This window comes from Brevibacillus sp. HB2.2 (assembly GCF_013284275.1).
GTDB lineage: Bacteria > Bacillota > Bacilli > Brevibacillales > Brevibacillaceae > Brevibacillus > Brevibacillus brevis_D.
Genome location: NZ_JABSUV010000011.1, coordinates 90,704 through 109,402, shown reverse-complemented (window position 1 = coordinate 109,402; position 18,699 = coordinate 90,704). Strand labels below are relative to the sequence as shown.

Genomic DNA, 18,699 nt, shown 5'->3' with positions numbered 1-18,699 from the left:
GGGATCGATCATATGAGCGATAATACCTATCATATTACAATTATAGGCGGCGGCATAACAGGGTTGGCCGCTGCTTTTTACTTACAAAAGGAAATCGAAGCAAAAGGCTTGCCCATCCGTTTTCGACTGCTTGAAGAGCAGGGACGACTTGGTGGGAAAATCAAGACATGGCGTCACGAAGGATTTGTCATTGAGCAAGGTCCCGATTCGTTTCTCGAGCGGAAAACAAGCGCAGCTGAGCTGGCAGTGGACTTGGGGCTTGGGGATGATCTCGTTCGCAACAGTACAGGCCAAGCTTATATTTGGCATCAGGATCGCCTAAAGGCTATACCAGAAGGAGCGGTCATGGGTGTACCGACAAAGGTCATGCCTTTTGTCACGACCGATCTCATTTCTTGGCCGGGCAAGCTTCGTGCTGCTTTGGATCTCGTTCTTCCTGCCTCAAAAGGAGACGGCGATATCTCTGTGGGTGACTTTTTTCGGCGTAGGCTAGGTAATGAAGTTATTGATAATCTTATAGCGCCCTTATTGTCCGGTGTCTACTCCGGGGATCTCGACAATCTTAGCTTGCTTGCGAGTTTTCCTCAATTCGCTAAAATGGAAGAGCAGCATCGCAGCTTGATCGTGGCGATGAAGCATTCTCGCCCACAAGCAAAAACGCAGGGAAAGCCAAAAGGCATCTTCCTGACGTTGAAAAACGGCTTGCAGTCTTTTGTTGAGGCAATCGAGAAGAGCTTGCCTGAAGAAGTCATCTCGAAGAATACTGGTGTCAAAGAACTGGTGAAACGGCCAGATGGGAAGTACACCTTGGTATTGAAGAATGGAGAAACGGTTGAGACGGATACGGTGCTGTTTACCGTACCACATGCTGTGGCAGAGCCATTGTTCCGTCCGTATGTACAAGTTCCTACCTTGCCACAAGCGAAGCCGCATATGGTGGCAACCATCGCGATGGCTTTTCCAGAGTCAGCCATTGATTTAGGGATGGAAGGGACAGGATTTATTGTACCGCGGAATTCTGGCGCAAAAATTACGGCATGTACGTGGGCGCATCGCAAATGGCCGCATACGACGCCGAAAAACAAAGCCTTGCTGCGTAGCTTTGTAGGGAGAGCAGAAGAGCAATCCTTCATGGAGCAGACGGACGAGGAAATTCTGGAGGTTGTCCTCCGCGATCTGCGCAAGATCATGACGATTCGAGCAGAGCCGGATTTTTATAACGTATCACGCTTGCAAAATGCCATTCCATATGTTGTTGGACATCAGGCTTGGGTGCAGGATGTGAACAATCAATTAAAAGAAAAACTCCCTGGTGTTATCGTGGCAGGTGCGTCGTACAGTGGCGTAGGTGTACCAGATTGTATTGATCAGGGGAAAAAAGCAATAGCAGAATGGATAGCGTCAGTAAAACCGGGGAGATAGATAACCCCGGTTTTTCCTTTTTTTTTCGGTGCTAAACGGCTCGTCCTGTCCATATAGTATAGGGAAATGTCCTGCACTTGAAAGGAGGAGCACGAATGGCATTACAGGATGGGCAACTCTCTTTTGCCATCAAGGAGACCATTTTCCTCTCATCCGATAGAGCTGGAATAGGTGAATTGCAAGAGCTGGAATTGGTTCCAGATGTGGAGGTGCTGGAAAACGACTCCTACATCTCGATCACGGGTTGCTTGCAATTAGTAGGGAAGTACGAGCCAATCAGGGAAGCCGCAGAAGCGACAGGCGGCGAAGGAGAATCGCTGGTTGAAGCCATGACTTTTACTCCCTTTCGCCAGGAAGCATCGGATCAAGCCTTTTATGGCTGGGAGGAACAGATCGGTCATCGCATTCCGTTGAATATCACCATTCCATTGGATCGGATTACGGAGATCGGCGACATCTACGCGATTGTGGACAGCTTTGACTACAAACTGGAATCACCACATCAAATGCTAATCGATGCCGATCTGAAGATTTTAGGGATAGTCCTTGGAAATCGAAATGAACAAGCAGAGCAGATCGAAACGCAGGCTGCCGGTCCAGACCAAGAAGCATGGGAATACACCTTTGCTGCTGGGGAAGATGGGCAAGAATATACGGAGCAGACGTCCCTCGATGACATTGATCAAAAGCTGAGTGCGCTGGAGGAGGAATTGGAGCGGCAGGCATTGCCAGCATCCTATGAATCAACCGAATCTCCTTCCATGTTCGATACCCCGGCTATTGCTCAATCCAATGAAGATGAATACTACGAGCAATATGGGGATGTATTGGAAGTGGCTCAGCCCGATCCACCAGAATCTTGGGAGACTGCTCCGATTTCGTATGACTTCGATTCCCAACAAACTGCTTCGTACGATTCTTCTGACTCCTATTCTGAGCTGCCGGTATTGGCAGATGAGCAAGAACAAATGAGAGAAATAGCCGAAAAAGATCAAGGACATGAGGAGCCAATACTGGCTCTACACGATCAACAGGTAATCGGATACCAACCAGTTTCTAATGAACCTACTGGCTCATCAGTAGAAGCAGAGTCACAGGAAGCTGTGCAAGAAGCGGTGGAGGCTAGTATAGTATCTGAGCCAGAACCTGAGCAAGAAGCAGAAGCAGTAGTTGCAGAAGCAGTAGTTGCAGAAGCAGTCGTTGCAGAACCAGAGGCTGCCGCGGAAGATGTAGAAGTACGAGTGGCGATTTCAGGGAAACCCTCCAAGGAAGAAAAAAGTAGCGTGAACATTACTTCCATCTTCTCTCAAGCGAGTCGTGCCAAGCAGGAAGCGATGGCGCAGGAGGCGGAATCTTCATCTAGCTCTTCACGATATGGGTCTGCGGCGAATGCCAGCCCTTCTACGGTGGAGGCCATGCAAAATCTCACATCGTTTGTCCGGAAAAAAGAAGAGCGCTCCAGTCAGCTGAAAATGTGCATTATTCAGCGCGATGAGACGTTAGAGCATATTTCACAGCGATACTCCTTGCCAGTTTCCAAAATCGTGGAAGTAAACCGATTAACTTCTGAGCAGCTCGTAGCAGGGCAGATTCTGTACATCCCACAATAGAGGAGTGGGGGACCGTGGATAAAATTGATCTCTCCGAGGTTTGCCAGCAATATCGAGCCCGCGTAATCCGAATTACGCCCCTTGATGATTGCTATTTATTGGAGACAAACCGGGGCCCCAAAGAACTCCACGTTTGGCCGCGTGTAGATGTGATGCGCTGGTCGTTTGCCTGGCGCGAACGACTGGCTCGTCAGGGGTTTCGAGAAGTGGAGCGGTTTATTCGGACGAGAGACACCAAGCCATTTTTGATTTTGGGCAAACGCGGTGTTACCATGACGGACCACCACAGACAAATCGAAGACTATCAGCCTGGCCAGGACACTGCGAGGCAATGCGGACGGGTGATCGCGATGATGCATCAGTCTCAGCAGGAGAGTCCTTTACTGTCCGGAAGTGATTTGCTCAAGCAGGAAAAGCAGCAAGTAGAAGAAAAAGGAAGACGTGCCAAAGAGCTGGTCGAATCATTTCGAGCCAAATATGAGAGGAATTCTAAGGAAAATCGTTGGGTTTCGGAACTCATGACCCCTATGCTGCAAAGAATGGACCGTTCCGCTACGATGTTGGCCCATGAGCGAATTACCACGGAGGCAGTCGCTGTATCCCATCGGGACCTTTTGCGTAATAACTGGGGATTGATAAACGGGAAGCTGTACTTGAGAGGCTTCTTCAGACCGGTCATATCAGTCCAGCAACGCGACGTTGCCACCTTTTTGCGCGATCATTTTTTAACCCATAAGGATTTGAAGCAGATAGACGCTTTTTTTGACGGCTATGAAGAAATCAAGCCCCTTACCTATGGAAATTATTCGTTGATACTAGCCTTTATGGCTCGTCCCCGTGAACTGTACAGGGGTATCGAATCCTACGTGAAACGTGTATCACTGAATCAAGAAGCGTCGATCGCTGGTATTGAGCACGCCTTGCAGAGCCAACAATCTGTTGACTTGCTACTTCGACATATTGCAGAGCGGGCCGAGCGTTCGAGGAGGGAGGGAGTCTATGAGTCGGTATGATGACATTGCTCCTTTGTTCAAAGAGTATGACATGTATGCCCAGAGCATTGACGTTTTAAAGGAGCCAAATGTATTTAAGGCGACGACTCCCTACGGCTCCTTCGTATGCAAACGAGCGCAAGTACCCGCGCAACGTCTTGTTTTCGTCAGCGATATGCTGCGCCAATTGCAGCACCGCGGATGGGATGGGGCTGTTCCTTTTACGTATACGAAATACGATGATCCTTTTGTTCAACAGGGTAGCACTGCCTATTATGTAACCCCCTGGCAGCCAGGGAGTGAGGAATGGGCCGAGCAACCCTTGTCTTGGGCGCCCCCCGCCTTGGAACGTTTGGCGGAGCTTCATCATTTGACACAAAACTATCGCTACGATGACCCTAGACAGGTAGAGCCGCTTGTCGACTCCTTGCTGAACCGCTGGCAATATTGGCAAGAACAAATGAATAAGGCGGCAACTCTTGCGCAGGAGCGCAAATACCCTTCCCCTTTTGATCTGGTGTTTTTGGCAAATAAGGAGTTTATTGAGGAAATGGCCCAAACAGCGACAGACTTATTGACCGATTGGCGAGAACGTCATGAGACACATGCTCATTTTCGCTTATCGCTGATCCATGGTAACCCGAATCCAGAGCATGTTGTACCAGATCGATCGGGAAAAGGACGGCTGCTTAATTTTGATCGTGCCAGTTTTGATACACCAGTACGCGATTTGACGCTATTTTATCGTACTTATTTTCAAATGGCGGGGGATGAGGTTGGGGCTTCTCAACTATTCCATCGCTACGCCGAGATATTTCCGCTGCAACCGGAAGAAATTGAACTGATGGCTTCGTTTCTGTCCTATCCGGAGAGGATCATGAGAGACCTGGATATTTACTATCATCATCCCCGCGAGTGGAGCGAGCTTTACGCTGTCCAACGTTTTGAAAAAGATATGGACCGCCTGATGCGCCTGCATCGTTGGGTCCAGCAAGCCTTTTAATGAGCAACGTCTCACCGCGTGGGGCGTTGTTTTTCTTTTTATAACCATTCAAGAGAGATGGCAACATAGAGCATGGCCAGCAAACCAAGAAGGATGACATCAAAAGAGGTAGGAAACACAACCGTTCGGACAAACTGAAAAACCAACAGCGGAAAGAGCACCTGTTTGCATCCGTATTTGATCCGTAAATACGTGGGGTTATACTTCCAACGAAAATTCATCACAATCACCTCATTCCAGCATATGCGCGTTAACTTTGGACAGTGTCTACAACCTTGAACAAACGCCTAAAACATTTTCGTGGAAAGCAGATAGTGGTTTGAATGGCGCCTGAAAAGGGAAGGTGTAGGGCAGGAAGGCTAGGACGAAACGAATAAAGGTGATCATAATGTTTTTGAAAATTGCCAAAACCCTTTGCGCAATTCCCGAAAGAAAGAATTATGCTAAAGTGTGTATGGGAGTGGCCCAGGGATGAATCATCAATTGGTCAAACTAATGGAATTGAAACAAAATTATGAGTATCTGGTGATGACCAGCAATGAGCAAAGCAAGCGCCAGGTCAATTACGAGAGTCTCATGCCATTTATAGAAGAGTTAGTCGATACGTGGTTCGTGAAAATGGACAAGCCCTGCTTCCTGTCGATCTCGTTTGAATCGGCTTTAGGTGTTGTCTATTTTCGAATCGAGCGTGGGGACAAAGAGAGCGCAAAAGTGCAGCGCGAAGTAGAGGAGCGCATTGTTGTCTCGGAACAGTGTGATACCGCTCAAACACCGCGTTATGTCCGTTTGTTCGCGCAGAGTAATGTCAACGACCGTGAGCTAAAGGAACTGGAGAAATCTTTTTATGGGCTGCTCCTTGTAAACATCCGGGCGTTGATTCTCAGATGTCAACAGGACCAGTCATCAGGACAGCGAGAAATTGAGATGGAGAGGAAGCTGGCTAGACGCATGCAGTCGATGCTCATTCCCACAGAAGAATTACAGTTGACCAGTTTGCGAACAAGAACGGTTTACGTACCAGTCGATTATGTCGGCGGAGATTACATCGATTATCGACAAATTAATGATCGCTACACTTGTTTTATCATTGCGGATGTGTCTGGTCACGGTTTTTTGGCCAGTATTTGGGCAACGGGGATTAGGATTGCTGTGCGGCAGGTGTTGCAGTCTAGCTATTTGCCGGATGAGATTTTGGAAAGACTCAATCAGTTGCTTTATGCAGATTTGGTGAAAACCCGTTCTTACATTACGATGCTGGTTGCTGTCTATGATGAGGTTGAACACAAAATTCGATTTAGCAGGGCAGGACATCCACAGCCTTTTTATTTGTCCAAATCGAATCCAACCGTATTAGCCTGCAGGGGTGGGGTAGGCCTAGGGCTTTCGCCCGATAGCACGTACCAAATGGAGGAGGTACCCTTAGAAGAAGAGGGTATGCTATTACTCTACACAGATGGTTTGATTGATACAGGGAGAAAAGATGTGTTTCGAGGAAGCAGGCATTGTCTAGAAGAACTAACCTCCTTATTACATATGCCTGGTGACAATAAGCAGGAGTCGATGGATCGAGTTGAGTCCTACTTAATGGAGATCACACAGCAGCGACAACAAACGGATGATATTTCTGTGTTGATTCTTCAATTTGAGCCTGAAGAGAGTATAGCCCTCGTGTAGTTGCGTCAGTGAATAGGAGGATGAACTGTGATTTTGTGTGAGCGTTGTCCGGACAATCCCACTTGTGATAATTGCCTTGTCGCGCTACGTTCTGGCGGTGCAGCGAATAAAGTCGTTCCGCCCCGCACTGTTAAGGTGACGAACCTAGCAACGATGGAATCGTACCAGGCGAAGCTGGTAGCAGTGAGTCGGACGACCATTGGGTTAAGCAGTTCTGATCATGATTTGCACGGACGCATAGAAATAGAGCTCGCCTATGATTTCCGAATTATCGGTAGCGGATTGCGTGGTATAGCAGGTGATCCTTACCACATTATCGATATCGAAAAGGTTTTGCGACGGGAAGATGTCCTGGAGCGATTGCTTCTGGAAGAATTTCACACGTGGCACATGAGTGGCGAATTGGACCCTACAGACGTCTTGTTACATTGGAAGGATCGAGACGACGAGCGGGGGCGATTAATCAAACAAGAGATTCAAAAGCTATCGATATTGCGTCAGATCGAGACCATTTTCCTCTATCTTTACGATGAAGGGGAAGTGCGTCCGCTGGGTGACGCTCGTGCAAGTGCGGAAGTAGAGCGAGAAATGCAACGACTGGTCGAAGAGGCGGCTGGAACGGGCGGACCTGTGAGGGAGCAAATTGTCACCTCGGATGGTACAAAGGTGTTTGATTTATACACATCTGTATTGCCAGATCGGACCTGTGGAATCGCCTTGATTGATGTCACCGCCGTCATTGCAGAAGAACGAAAACGCAAAAGACGGGAATGGGAGATCTACAAAGATATTCTGGGTGTGGTCACAGAAGGTAAGCTGTTGTTGCTTAGTGATGAAGAATTATTTTTCTTGCTTCGGGAAGGGCATAAGCTCCTGGCGATCGATATCCGTTTACCGGAGCAGCTTGCAGAACTGCGTAAATTGTTCAAGCAGGCCTTGGAACCACAAGGCATTTCTGATAAACGTTTGCTGCAGTTTCTCGTTGCGGTCAACGAAGCTGCTTCGAATACGTTGAAGCACGGAAATGGCGGTGTGGTCACGTTATACTTGTCGAACGACAGGCAGATGTGCCGGGCTGTGATCCATGATGAAGGCCAAGGAATTTTGCTCGAGGATATTCCGCGTGCTACCTTACAGCAAGGATTTTCTACACGCCACTCGCTAGGGGCCGGATTTCACGTGATCCTGCAATACTGTGATCGTGTATATTTGAGCAGTTCGCTGGCGGGTACAAAGCTTATTTTAGAATGTAACCTTTCGCGTTAAGCAACGATTTCCAAAAAGCCAAATGTTTGCAAGTGAATGAAAATGGGTAATATAGTAAAAGGACGAGCAGATTGGGTGTACCGATACCTATTGAGAGGAGTTTGAGCATGGACTACCGCGCAACAGAGGCGAACGGACAAGCTACATTGTTTTTCGTCGGAGAGTTGGACATGGCTGTAGGAGATCGAGTGGGTGAATTGCTCCAGCAGTATGGAGGGCGAAATCAATCCGTTACTGTCGATTTTCAAGGTGTCTCCTTTGTAGATTCTTCCGGTATTGGAAGCCTGTTTTTTACCACGAAAGAACTGTTGGCCATGGGCAAGCAGGTAGAAATCGTCAATGTCCGAGAAGAAATTCTCGATATTTTGGGCGTTCTCGGTTTTACCGAAGCACTGGGCATTGCAGTTGGAAAAGTGGGCGAAACCCGGGTTTGACGCCAAACAGCGTGATTGTATATAATAGTGAAAGCTAACAATAAGACAACTACATACGATATGAACGATGAGTGGGAAGAGTAAGTCAGGACGCCTTGGCAGAGAGGAGAATCAGTAGCTGCGAGATTCTCTAAGGTCATGAATGGCTGAAGGTCGCCCAGGAGTTTTTTCGGTGAAAGCATGTGCCTAGCCGAGACCGGTTCGCAACCGTTATCTTGTCAGAGTGAACACGCCATAAGCATGACGTTTATCGTGTGTTAACAAAGGTGGTACCGCGAAAATAATCCTTTCGTCCTTTGCGATGAAGGGTTTTTTTATTTTTTGCAAAGCAAGCCATGCTAATAGGAGGAGTCGTACATGTCTACACAGCCAACAACCGACATCGACCAATTGCTGCCGAAAAACTATGATCCAAAAGCAGCAGAGAACAAATGGTATCCGTATTGGATCGAAAAACAATTTTTCAAGGCAGAACGTGACCCGAATAAACGTCCGTTTACGATTGTTATTCCACCGCCGAACGTTACTGGTAAATTGCATTTGGGCCACGCACTGGATACGACTTTGCAAGATATCATTACGCGTACCAAGCGTATGCAAGGCTACAGCGCCTTGTTCTTGCCAGGTATGGACCACGCCGGTATCGCAACACAAGCGCGTGTAGAGGCTACCTTGCGAGAAGAAGGCATCTCTCGTCATGACCTGGGCCGCGAAAAATTCGTGGAAAAGGTATGGGAGTGGAAGCACATTTACGCTTCTCATATTCGTGAACAGTGGGAAAAACTCGGTCTTGCTCTGGATTACTCCCGCGAGCGTTTTACCATGGATGAGGGCTTGTCCCAAGCTGTACGCGAAGTATTTGTTCGCTTGTACGAAAAAGGTTTGATCTATCGCGGCAATCGCATCATTAACTGGGACCCTGCTGCTCGCACGGCTTTGTCCGATATTGAAGTAATCTACAAGGAAGTAAAAGGTGCGCTGCATCACATGCGTTACCCATTGGCGGATGGCACTGGTTATATCGAAGTAGCTACAACCCGTCCTGAAACGATGCTAGGTGATACGGCTGTAGCGGTACATCCGGAAGATGAGCGTTACAAGGACATGATCGGCAAAACCGTGATTTTGCCAATCGTAGGACGCGAAATTCCAATCGTAGCAGATGACTACGTTGATCCTGAGTTTGGGTCTGGCGCTGTAAAAATTACGCCAGCACACGATCCGAATGACTTTGAATTGGGTCTTCGTCATCAGTTGCCACAAATCGTTGTCATGGATGAGACAGGCACGATGAACGAACTGGCCGGTATCTACAAAGGCTTGGATCGCTTTGCATGCCGCAAGCAAATCATCAAAGACTTGACGGAGCAAGGCGTTATGTTCAAGGTTGAGGAGCATATTCATCAGGTTGGACATAGTGAGCGCAGCGATGCAGTCGTAGAACCATACCTTTCTACCCAATGGTTCGTAAAAATGCAGCCATTGGCTGACGAAGCACTGGCTAATGCAAATAGCCCTGAGAGTGTGAAGTTTGTCCCAGAGCGTTTCAAGACGAACTACCTGCGTTGGATTGAAAACATCCGTGACTGGTGCATCTCCCGTCAGCTTTGGTGGGGTCACCGAATTCCTGCATGGTATTGCGGAGATTGTAACGAAACGATTGTATCTCGCGCGGATGTGACTGAGTGCCCAAGCTGCCACAGCCACAAGCTGGAGCAGGACAACGACGTTCTCGATACATGGTTCTCCTCTGGTCTGTGGCCGTTCTCGACGCTGGGCTGGCCAGAAGAATCCGAGGACATGAAGTACTTCTATCCAACGAATGTCCTGGTAACAGGCTACGATATCATCTTCTTCTGGGTAGCTCGTATGATGTTTTCAGGTCTTGAATTTACCGGGAAAAGTCCGTTTGAATCCGTTTTGATCCACGGCATTATTCGCGACTCCGAAGGCCGCAAAATGTCCAAATCACTCGGCAACGGTGTCGATCCGATGGAAGTAATCGAGAAGTACGGAGCGGACGCACTGCGATACACACTGGCGACCGGGAACTCTCCAGGGAATGACCAGCGCTTCTATTGGGAAAAGGTGGAGGCAAACCGCAACTTCGCAAACAAGATTTGGAACGCGTCCCGTTTTGCCTTGATGAACCTGACTGACTTTAAATACGAGGAAATCGATTTGAGCGGTGAGTTGTCTACACCAGACAAATGGATTCTCTCCCGCCTGCAAGCAACAATTGCAGATGTAACCCGTCTGTCTGATGCATTTGAATTCGGTGAATCTGGCCGTGTGCTTTACAACTTCATTTGGGATGACCTGTGTGACTGGTATATCGAGATGGCGAAGCTGCCATTGTACGGTACCGATGAAGCGGCGAAGAAAACCACCCAATCCGTTCTGGTAACGGTTCTGGATCAAACGCTCAAGCTGCTGCATCCGTTCATGCCGTTCATCACGGAAGAAATTTGGCAGGCATTGCCGCACCAAGGCGAGAGCATCACAGTAGCACCTTGGCCAACCGTTAACGAGCAATGGATGTTTGCTGAAGCAGAAAGCGAAATGAACCAGTTGATGGATATCATCCGCAGCGTACGCAACATCCGCGCTGAAGTAAACGTACCGATGTCCAAGAAAATTGAGCTCTTGATCAAGCCAAGCGATGCACTGTCCGCTGAGCGACTGACACGCGGTGAGCAGTATCTCACTCGTTTCTGCAACCCTGAGCGTCTGGAAATCAGCCTGGATCTGGCTACGCCTGATAAAGCGATGTCTTCCGTGATCACGGGAGCAGAACTGTTCCTTCCACTGGCGGGCTTGATCGATATCGAGCAAGAGCTGAAGCGCCTGGAAAAAGAAGTGGCGACACTCAACGGCGAAGTGGAGCGCATTGAGAAAAAGCTTAACAATGCTGGATTTATGGCCAAGGCACCTGAAAAAGTGGTCGAAGAGGAAAAAGCGAAGATGGCAGACTACATGGATAAGCGGGATAAGGTGATTGCACGACTTGCTGAATTGAAGGGCGAATGATCCGCCATACCATCGCATATTTTTGAGAATGGAGCATTGTGGTATGCATGCAGAAGAAGGGTTTGTAGAATACACCCAAGCGCTCGACTGGCTGCATGGACTGCTCAGGTTCGGTCAACGGCCGGGGCTTGAGAGAATGCAGTGGGTTTTGGAGCAGGTAGGACATCCTGAGCGGAGAATCCCGTTTATTCATGTGGCTGGCACCAATGGAAAAGGTTCAACCTGCGCATTCCTGACGCAAATGCTGATGGAAGCCGGATATAGTGTAGGTACTTTTACCTCCCCCTATTTGGTGGATTTCCGTGAACGCATCCGTTACAACGGCAGCATGATCGCGGAAGAAGATCTATTGCAGCTGGTGAATGAAGTTAAGGTGTGGGTGCAACGATGCGAACAAGAAACAGAGTATGGTTCCCCTACCGAATTTGAAGTGATTACGCTGATCGCCATTCTTTATTTTTCAAGAGTGGCGAGACCAGCGGTAGTCGTTTGGGAAACAGGACTAGGCGGGCGATTGGATTCGACGAACGTCGTCCTTCCGCTTGTTTCAGTCATCACGAATATCGGCATGGACCATACACAAGTGCTGGGAGAAAGCTTGGAAGATATTGCCCGGGAAAAAGCGGGGATTATCAAGCCGGGTGTTCCTGTAGTCACAGGTGAGGTTAGGCCGGAACTTCTCGCGGTTTTTGAGGAGCGCGCGAGACAAATGAAGAGTACGCTATATCATATAGGTGAACATTTCCAGGCAGAGCAGGTAGAGGAGCAGCTGGGTGATCAACAGTTTCGTTACAAAAGCATTCACCGTCGTGCGGAAGCATCCTACCGTCTTACCATGAATGGCATTCACCAAACAACCAATGCAGCCGTTGCTTTAATGACTATCGATGTCCTGCGAAATTACTTCTCTTTCTTGCTGGAGGAAGAAGAAATATCTCGTGGTTTGCAACAAACGCGTTGGCCTGGTCGTCTAGAAGTCATCTCTCCAAGACCAATGGTTATCTTGGATGGGGCACACAATCAGGAAGGAATGGAGGCGCTTGTAAGCAGTCTGGATCGGTTGTTGCCGGACGGAGTACAGTTGCATTTGCTCTTTTCTGGATTGGCAGATAAGCCGCTCGCCAAAATGGCAGAGTCGCTCGCACCAGTTAAGTCAAAAATCAAAAAGCTGCATGTGACAACCTTTGACTTTCCGCGTGCAGCCGAAGCCAATAGCTTACAAGAGTCGTTTTTAGCCGGGGGCTGGGAGCAAGAGTTTCTCGATGCAGTCCCAGACTGGCGGGCGTTTCTCCTTTCTTGGATGCGGGAGAAGCAATTAGCGAAGGCGGATGACTGGCTGGTCGTCTGCGGTTCGCTCTACTTCATCGCCCAAGTACGCGCATTCTTTCCCACTATAGTAGAAGAGGCAGGTGAATAGGGTGGATCAGGCCCAACACGTCCACTTTGTGGGCATCGGCGGTTATGGCATGAGTGCCATTGCCCGCGTCTTGATCGACCTTGGATACAAGGTAACCGGCTCCGATGTCGCCATGAACGATTTGGCGAAAAAGCTGGAAGCAAGAGGGGCGGTCATTCATATTGGCCATAATGCTGCCCACGTGGAGGGAGCAGACAGCATCGTATACTCCACCAGTATTTCTAAAGACAATCCTGAGGTGATCGCAGGCCAAGCACTAGGAATTCCGGTCATGCACCGTTCCCAAATGCTTGCTCGCATATTGAATGAACGCACAGGAGTAGCAGTAGCGGGAGCACACGGCAAGACGACCACGACATCGATGATCTCTCACGTACTGGAAGAGTGCGGTGTAGACCCGACTTTCATCATTGGCGGTGAATTGATGAGTGCTGGTACCAACGCAAAGGCAGGTACCAGTGATTATGTTATTGCCGAAGCAGATGAGAGCGACGGTTCCTTTTTGGAATACAGGCCGATGTATGAAATTGTGACGAGCATCGAACCAGATCATCTCGAGCATTTCGATGGCGACTTCAACAATTTGAAACAGGCGTATGTCCAGTTCTTGAGCCATCTCAAACCGGATGGAAAAGCGATCCTGTGTATCGATGATTCACATGTGCGCGAAGTCATGCCGTCCGTCGAAAAAACGGTCGTGACGTATGCAGTTGATCCGAACTTTGTGGCACAAGCACAGTTTTCTGCCACTTCGATTGAATGTGGAGATCGTTGCAGCACGTGCCAGGTTTATCACAAGGATGAGCGGTTGGGTGAATTGTGTCTCGTAGTCCCAGGCAAGCATAATATTGCAAATGCACTAGCTGCGATTATTGTATGTCTGGATATTGGCCTTTCCTTTGATAAAATTGCACAGGCGCTGTCTACCTTTAGCGGTGCCAAGCGCAGATTTCAAATCATCGGGGATGCACGAGGTGTCCTGGTCGTAGACGACTACGCGCATCATCCGACAGAAATTATCGCGACACTTAGCGGGGCAAGGGCATCGGGCAGACGTGTAATCGCTGTGTTTCAGCCACAACGCTACACACGCACGTATTTCCTTATGGATGAATTCAGCCGTGCCTTTGCAGAAGCAGACGAAGTAATCATCACGGACATCTACTCCCCGGCGGGCGAAGAAAAAATCGAAGGAGTAACCTCCGAGGTGCTCGTTCAAAAAATCCGCACCAACAGCCACCCGCGTGCACAATACATTCCTACAAAGGAACAAATGCAGGAGCATGTCTTCAAAGGATTGCAAGAGGGCGACCTCGTTTTGACAATGGGTGCAGGAGACATTTGGAAATCTGCTTACTGGCTGGCTGAAAAGCTAGAAAAATAACAGATAGAGCTGTATGAAGACTTGGAACCTACGGGTTTCAAGTCTTTTTATTTTGCTCTACCTATATTTAAAAAGTATCGAGCTACCAACAAAGCTAGTGAGAAGAAAAAGCACAGGGCTCGTAGACCTTGACAACGCCTACCCAGTCTCCACTTAAAAAGGAGACCACGCTTGTCGAACACTTCTTCCTTGAGAAACGTCCGCCCGTAGGGTGGCTTTGGATCGACGGTCCCCTTTTTTAAGTGGAGACGTCCAGTGAATCCCCCATGCGGGCGTGTCAGAGTCGAAGAGACCTGTGCTTTTTCTTCTCCTCCCCTATGACGACTCAACATAGACTTTTATTTTTCTAAAAAATTAGTACCAGATACTAATATCTAGTGTTATAATCAGATCATAAAAATCGAAAGGTGATGTTCGGATGATGACAAATACAACCCCCTTCAAATCACGAATTACCGCCATCGGTACGTATGTGCCGAGTCGCGTTCTTACCAATACAGATATGGAAAAGCTAGTAGATACATCGAATGAGTGGATTTTGCAACGAACGGGTATACATGAGCGCCGTATGGCAAGGGAAGATGAATTTACCAGTGATCTGGCTATCGCTGCTATCCATGATATGATTACAAATTATGGGAAGGATGTCCGCGATGTCGATATGATTTTGGTCGCAACTAGTACCCCAGACTATCCATTTCCAAGCGTCGCGAGTCAAATTCAAGCGCATTTTCAAGTCGAGCAGGCGGGAGCCATGGACCTCTCTGCTACCTGTGCAGGATTTACGTATGCGCTCCATACAGCAAATGCGCTGATCAGCTCTGGTTTGCATCGCAAAGTGTTGGTGGTAGGTGCAGAAACGCTAACAAAAGTAACCGACTATACGGATCGTACGACGTGCATCCTATTCGGGGACGGAGCGGGAGCGGTGCTGGTTGAGCAGGATTCTACAGCTCCTGGTTTTTTGTCCGCCTATTTAGGCTCAAAGGGAGACGGAGGGATTCATGTATACCGAGCGGGCTTGTCCACGCGTATGGACGGACGAGAATTGAGCGGGAATGGATGCATGGTCCAAAACGGGAGAGAAGTGTACAAGTGGGCAGTTACAACTGTTCCAAAGGGGATGCTAGAGGTGGTGAACCGGGCGGGTAAAACGCTCGAAGATGTGGACTGGTTTATCCCGCACAGTGCCAATTTGCGCATGATCGAATCCATTTGTGAGAAGAGTCAGTTCCCACTCGATAAGACATTGTACAGTCTGACACATTACGGGAACACATCAGCGGCTACCATCCCATTGTCGCTCGCCTTGGGGATCAAGGAAGGCAAAGTAAAGGCAGGGGATACGATCCTGGTGTATGGGTTTGGCGGTGGTCTCGTCCACGGTGGTCTTTTGTTCACTTGGAATCCGTAAAAGTGGCGATATCAAAAATGGAGAGGCTGTCCAGAATTGTTCTGGGCAGTTTTTTTGTCCCAGGAATGGTAGATATCCTTTTAGGAGGACAGGTTCGACTGGGGGAACAAAAAATGGCGAACGCTATGATATTATTCGTACTCTGCCTTTACCTTTCGTGGGTTGATTTTCATCATAGACGAATACCCAATCGCGCATTAGTTGCAGGGTTTGTACTAATTTCTTTTCTCGAGCTCGCTCTCTCTTCGCCGATGGAATGGCTGATGGCTGGACTCTTTGCGATTCTCTGTTTACTGGTGTTTGGATGGATTAGCTATTACAAGCCTCTTGCGCTTGGGATGGGGGATGTGAAGCTATTCGCTCTAGTCTGCTATGGACTCGGGATTCGCGATTTTGTAGTCGTTCTTACGGTTGCGAGCTTGGCTGCATTGCTCGTCTCTCTCGTTTTGTTGCTGATAAGAAAAGTAAGTATAAATTGCGAAGTGCCGTTTGCGCCTTTTGTGACAATGGGGTTGGCAGTCCTTTTATTTATGAGTGAAGCCTCTTGAAACGGCTTGTGGAATCGTGGTAGAAACAAATTCGATAGAATCACTAGATAGAAGTCATAACCCGTCCGAGCAAAACGTATGCTAGTACAAAGAGCCTGTGACTAGGAGGGCAAGCGTATGAGCGGACAAAATAAAAATCGTGTGACGGTCAAAATGAACGGAAGGTTCTGGGATGAAAAGCGGGACGACAGCACAAAGGAAGCAAGTAGAAAGCGCACGCCAAAGGACGATACGCCACGCGTTCGTTTTCAAGCTCCCCCCTTACCGTTTACTGACCCGTTTAAGGAGAAGGGCAACGAAGCATGGGAACGGATGATGCAGCTACGAGGAGCTGCCGCGAAAGAAACGAAGCCGAGTATTGAACTCGATCAGACGCCAAACGACTCCAGCGAATCCGATTTTTCCTTCGAGGATACCGAAGAAAAGGGATACAGGAGTCGTCCGATGAGTCGGCTCGCATCGTTATGGCCAGAGGGGCCCTTTTGGCGCACGACTTTAACAACAGGTGGGGCTGTAGCCATTGGCCTCTTGTTCGGATTTCTCGTTTTGACGGTCTTTTCTCAAAAGGAGTTTTCCGAGTCGTACGGAAATGTTCTGAGTGAAACGGTTCAGACACTGACCGCGCCGGGTGTAGGCACTGAACAAACATCTGGGAAAAATGGCGTGGCAGGTCCCGCTTTGCCAGATGAAAGTCAGCAAGCGAAAGGTAAGGCGACGAATGGTAACGCAGTGGGTCAAACAGCGGTAGCTCTACAACTGCCAGCCGTAAACATGTACGTTGCACAGGCGGGAGTATTCCAGCCGGATGCATCGCCGCAAACAGCTGTAGAACCACTGGAGAAGGCGGGTATTCCTCATCTGCTTTATAAAGACGCAAGCAAGCAGTACATGTTCGCAGCCGCTGCTCCCACGAGAGATGCTGTGCTAGGCTTTGCCGCCAGCTTGAAAAACAAAGGCATGGATATATACGTCAAAGAATTCTCCTTTCCCGTATTTGAAGGGTCTGTCCCTGTCGGAAAAGCCGCCAACGCATCTGGTGACCCTAACGTGAATGCCTTTTTCATCCACGGAGTCAAACTCGTCCAAACACTTTCTGCACAATCGGGGCTGATTATTACGACGGGTCAACTTTCGCCAACCGCAAAAGAAACGGCAGAAATAAAGGAAATTCACCGCCAATTTCTGGAGGAAAGCCGTAAAATGGAAGCCAAGGAGGCCTGGAAGCCATTGCTTGATGGGATGGTAAATGGGGTGAATCAAGCGCTGGCAGCCAGGGACAAAATGGCGGAAGCAAGCGCTGGCAAAAAGGTGGAAAGCGCCGAATCCTATGCGTGGCAAGTACAGGCAGGTGTCCTTGCTTTTTTCGAGAGCTACGCGAGTTGGATTCAAAAGGCACGTTCGTCCACATAAATACAAGTTTATATGGTCTTCCGCAAGGTTTTCTTGCAGGAGGCCTTTTCTTTCTATACAGTAATTACCAGGAGCAATCAGGGATTGTTTCGCTTCTCCCCATTTGCTAAACTTATGTTTGGCAAAAAGAGAATCCCTTATAAAAAGGGAGTTGGGAAAATGGGGAAAGAAACGCTTACTCTCGTGTTTCTGTTGGTGAGTGGACTCTTGTTTGGTAGCATTATCGGGGAGATTTTAAGTCCTTGGCTACCTTTTTTGGCCAAGAGTAAAGAGATTACTTGGTCGCCTGCGGCAGATTTAGAAATTTTGAAGTACGAACTGAACTTTCAGGTAAAACTAAATCTAGCCAGTATCGGAGGCTTAGCCCTCGCGTTTTGGATACATCGACGAATAAAGTAGGTTGAAAAATGACGAAAAAAAATGTTCCTCTCATTCTGGCTTCATCTTCGCCGCGTCGAAGGGAGCTTCTGCAAACTTTAGGCTTATCATTTACCGTCATCACCAGTGATGTGGATGAGACGACCGCAGAGCATTTATCTGCGAGCGAAGTTGTAGAAGAATTGTCTTTGCGCAAGGCCAAGGAAGTGGCTTCTCGCTTGACGGAAGGCGTCGTTTTAGGATCTGATACGGTAGTCGTTCTTGATGACCAAATACTGGGCAAGCCTATTGATGAAATGGACGCATATCGTATGTTGTCCATGCTCCAGGGGCAAGAGCACACCGTTTATAGTGGAGTCGCCTTGATAGATGTGGAGACAGGTCGTACTGAAGTCTCACATAGTCTAACGCACGTAAGAATTCGAGCTTTAACAGAGCAAGAAATCAAGTCGTACATCGCGACAGGTGAGCCGATGGATAAAGCGGGCTCTTACGCCATTCAGGGTATTGGAGCCACGATCGTGGAAGGAATAAACGGAGACTACTTCACTGTTGTTGGTCTTCCGTTAGGCCTGACGTCTACTCTTTTGACACGTTTTGGGATGCCAATTTTGTAAAGTTGTCATGCTTGAATCAAGCGGCGACGGCCATACGCCTCATGAACATCTCCATGTCAGCCGTTTTCGATAATGTGAATATGGCTGGAGGCGGATATAA

The 18,699-nt window shown here is 48.5% G+C and carries 16 protein-coding genes and 1 other annotated feature; of the genes, 15 read left to right on the top strand and 1 reads right to left on the bottom strand.

The features are described from left to right. Positions 1 to 12: 12 nt before the first annotated feature. The 4 genes from hemY to HP401_RS10385 all read left to right on the top strand — a co-directional run bounded on the left by hemY (position 13) and on the right by HP401_RS10385 (position 5,027). Entirely contained in the window at positions 13 to 1,422 is a 1,410-nt protein-coding gene (hemY, locus tag HP401_RS10400) for a protoporphyrinogen oxidase (protein WP_173604952.1), read from the top strand. Between the two features lie 95 nt (positions 1,423 to 1,517). Continuing rightward, positions 1,518 to 3,032 (top strand): LysM peptidoglycan-binding domain-containing protein, encoded by a 1,515-nt coding sequence (locus tag HP401_RS10395; protein ID WP_173604951.1) that lies wholly within the window; start codon positions 1,518 to 1,520, stop codon positions 3,030 to 3,032. A gap of 14 nt (positions 3,033 to 3,046) precedes the next feature. Next, positions 3,047 to 4,045, top strand: coding sequence for a phosphotransferase (locus tag HP401_RS10390; RefSeq protein ID WP_012685538.1), 999 nt, complete (start codon positions 3,047 to 3,049; stop codon positions 4,043 to 4,045). Beyond that, on the top strand, positions 4,032 to 5,027 hold the full coding sequence (locus tag HP401_RS10385) for a protein kinase family protein (RefSeq protein WP_016739176.1): 996 nt from the start codon (positions 4,032 to 4,034) through the stop codon (positions 5,025 to 5,027). Before HP401_RS10390 ends, HP401_RS10385 begins: the two co-directional genes overlap by 14 nt. Before the next feature lie 38 nt (positions 5,028 to 5,065). Here HP401_RS10385 and HP401_RS10380 read toward each other — a convergent pair whose 3' ends face one another. Next, on the bottom strand, positions 5,066 to 5,248 hold the full coding sequence (locus HP401_RS10380) for a hypothetical protein (protein WP_026133903.1): 183 nt from the start codon (positions 5,246 to 5,248) through the stop codon (positions 5,066 to 5,068). A gap of 250 nt (positions 5,249 to 5,498) precedes the next feature. Here HP401_RS10380 and HP401_RS10375 point away from each other — a divergent pair, with 250 nt between their 5' ends. The 11 genes from HP401_RS10375 (at position 5,499) to HP401_RS10325 (ending at position 18,599) form a co-directional block, all read left to right on the top strand. Next, positions 5,499 to 6,701, top strand: a complete 1,203-nt coding sequence (locus HP401_RS10375) for a PP2C family protein-serine/threonine phosphatase (protein ID WP_173604950.1) — start codon at positions 5,499 to 5,501, stop codon at positions 6,699 to 6,701. A gap of 27 nt (positions 6,702 to 6,728) precedes the next feature. Next, the gene (locus tag HP401_RS10370; RefSeq protein ID WP_173604949.1) at positions 6,729 to 7,967 is read left to right on the top strand and encodes an ATP-binding protein; all 1,239 of its coding nucleotides are present in this window, start codon (positions 6,729 to 6,731) and stop codon (positions 7,965 to 7,967) included. 107 nt (positions 7,968 to 8,074) lie between these two features. After that, on the top strand, positions 8,075 to 8,401 hold the full coding sequence (locus HP401_RS10365; RefSeq protein ID WP_007726674.1) for an STAS domain-containing protein: 327 nt from the start codon (positions 8,075 to 8,077) through the stop codon (positions 8,399 to 8,401). A gap of 58 nt (positions 8,402 to 8,459) precedes the next feature. Continuing rightward, positions 8,460 to 8,701, top strand: a binding site (T-box leader). A gap of 57 nt (positions 8,702 to 8,758) precedes the next feature. Then, entirely contained in the window at positions 8,759 to 11,431 is a 2,673-nt protein-coding gene (locus HP401_RS10360; protein WP_012685543.1) for a valine--tRNA ligase, read from the top strand. A 43-nt stretch (positions 11,432 to 11,474) separates the two neighbouring features. Continuing rightward, on the top strand, positions 11,475 to 12,848 hold the full coding sequence (locus HP401_RS10355) for a bifunctional folylpolyglutamate synthase/dihydrofolate synthase (RefSeq protein ID WP_173604948.1): 1,374 nt from the start codon (positions 11,475 to 11,477) through the stop codon (positions 12,846 to 12,848). A gap of 1 nt (position 12,849) precedes the next feature. Further along, positions 12,850 to 14,232 (top strand): UDP-N-acetylmuramate--L-alanine ligase, encoded by a 1,383-nt coding sequence (gene murC, locus HP401_RS10350; RefSeq protein ID WP_087349634.1) that lies wholly within the window; start codon positions 12,850 to 12,852, stop codon positions 14,230 to 14,232. A 418-nt stretch (positions 14,233 to 14,650) separates the two neighbouring features. Further along, entirely contained in the window at positions 14,651 to 15,646 is a 996-nt protein-coding gene (locus tag HP401_RS10345; RefSeq protein ID WP_173604947.1) for a ketoacyl-ACP synthase III, read from the top strand. Between the two features lie 113 nt (positions 15,647 to 15,759). Further along, entirely contained in the window at positions 15,760 to 16,194 is a 435-nt protein-coding gene (locus HP401_RS10340) for a prepilin peptidase (RefSeq protein ID WP_173604946.1), read from the top strand. Between the two features lie 117 nt (positions 16,195 to 16,311). Then, positions 16,312 to 17,604, top strand: a complete 1,293-nt coding sequence (locus HP401_RS10335; RefSeq protein WP_173604945.1) for a hypothetical protein — start codon at positions 16,312 to 16,314, stop codon at positions 17,602 to 17,604. A gap of 159 nt (positions 17,605 to 17,763) precedes the next feature. After that, positions 17,764 to 18,003, top strand: a complete 240-nt coding sequence (locus tag HP401_RS10330) for a DUF4321 domain-containing protein (protein WP_026133904.1) — start codon at positions 17,764 to 17,766, stop codon at positions 18,001 to 18,003. A gap of 8 nt (positions 18,004 to 18,011) precedes the next feature. Beyond that, positions 18,012 to 18,599: a Maf family protein gene (locus tag HP401_RS10325; RefSeq protein ID WP_173604944.1), complete on the top strand. Its 588-nt coding sequence runs from the start codon at positions 18,012 to 18,014 to the stop codon at positions 18,597 to 18,599. The last annotated feature ends 100 nt before the right edge of the window (positions 18,600 to 18,699 follow it).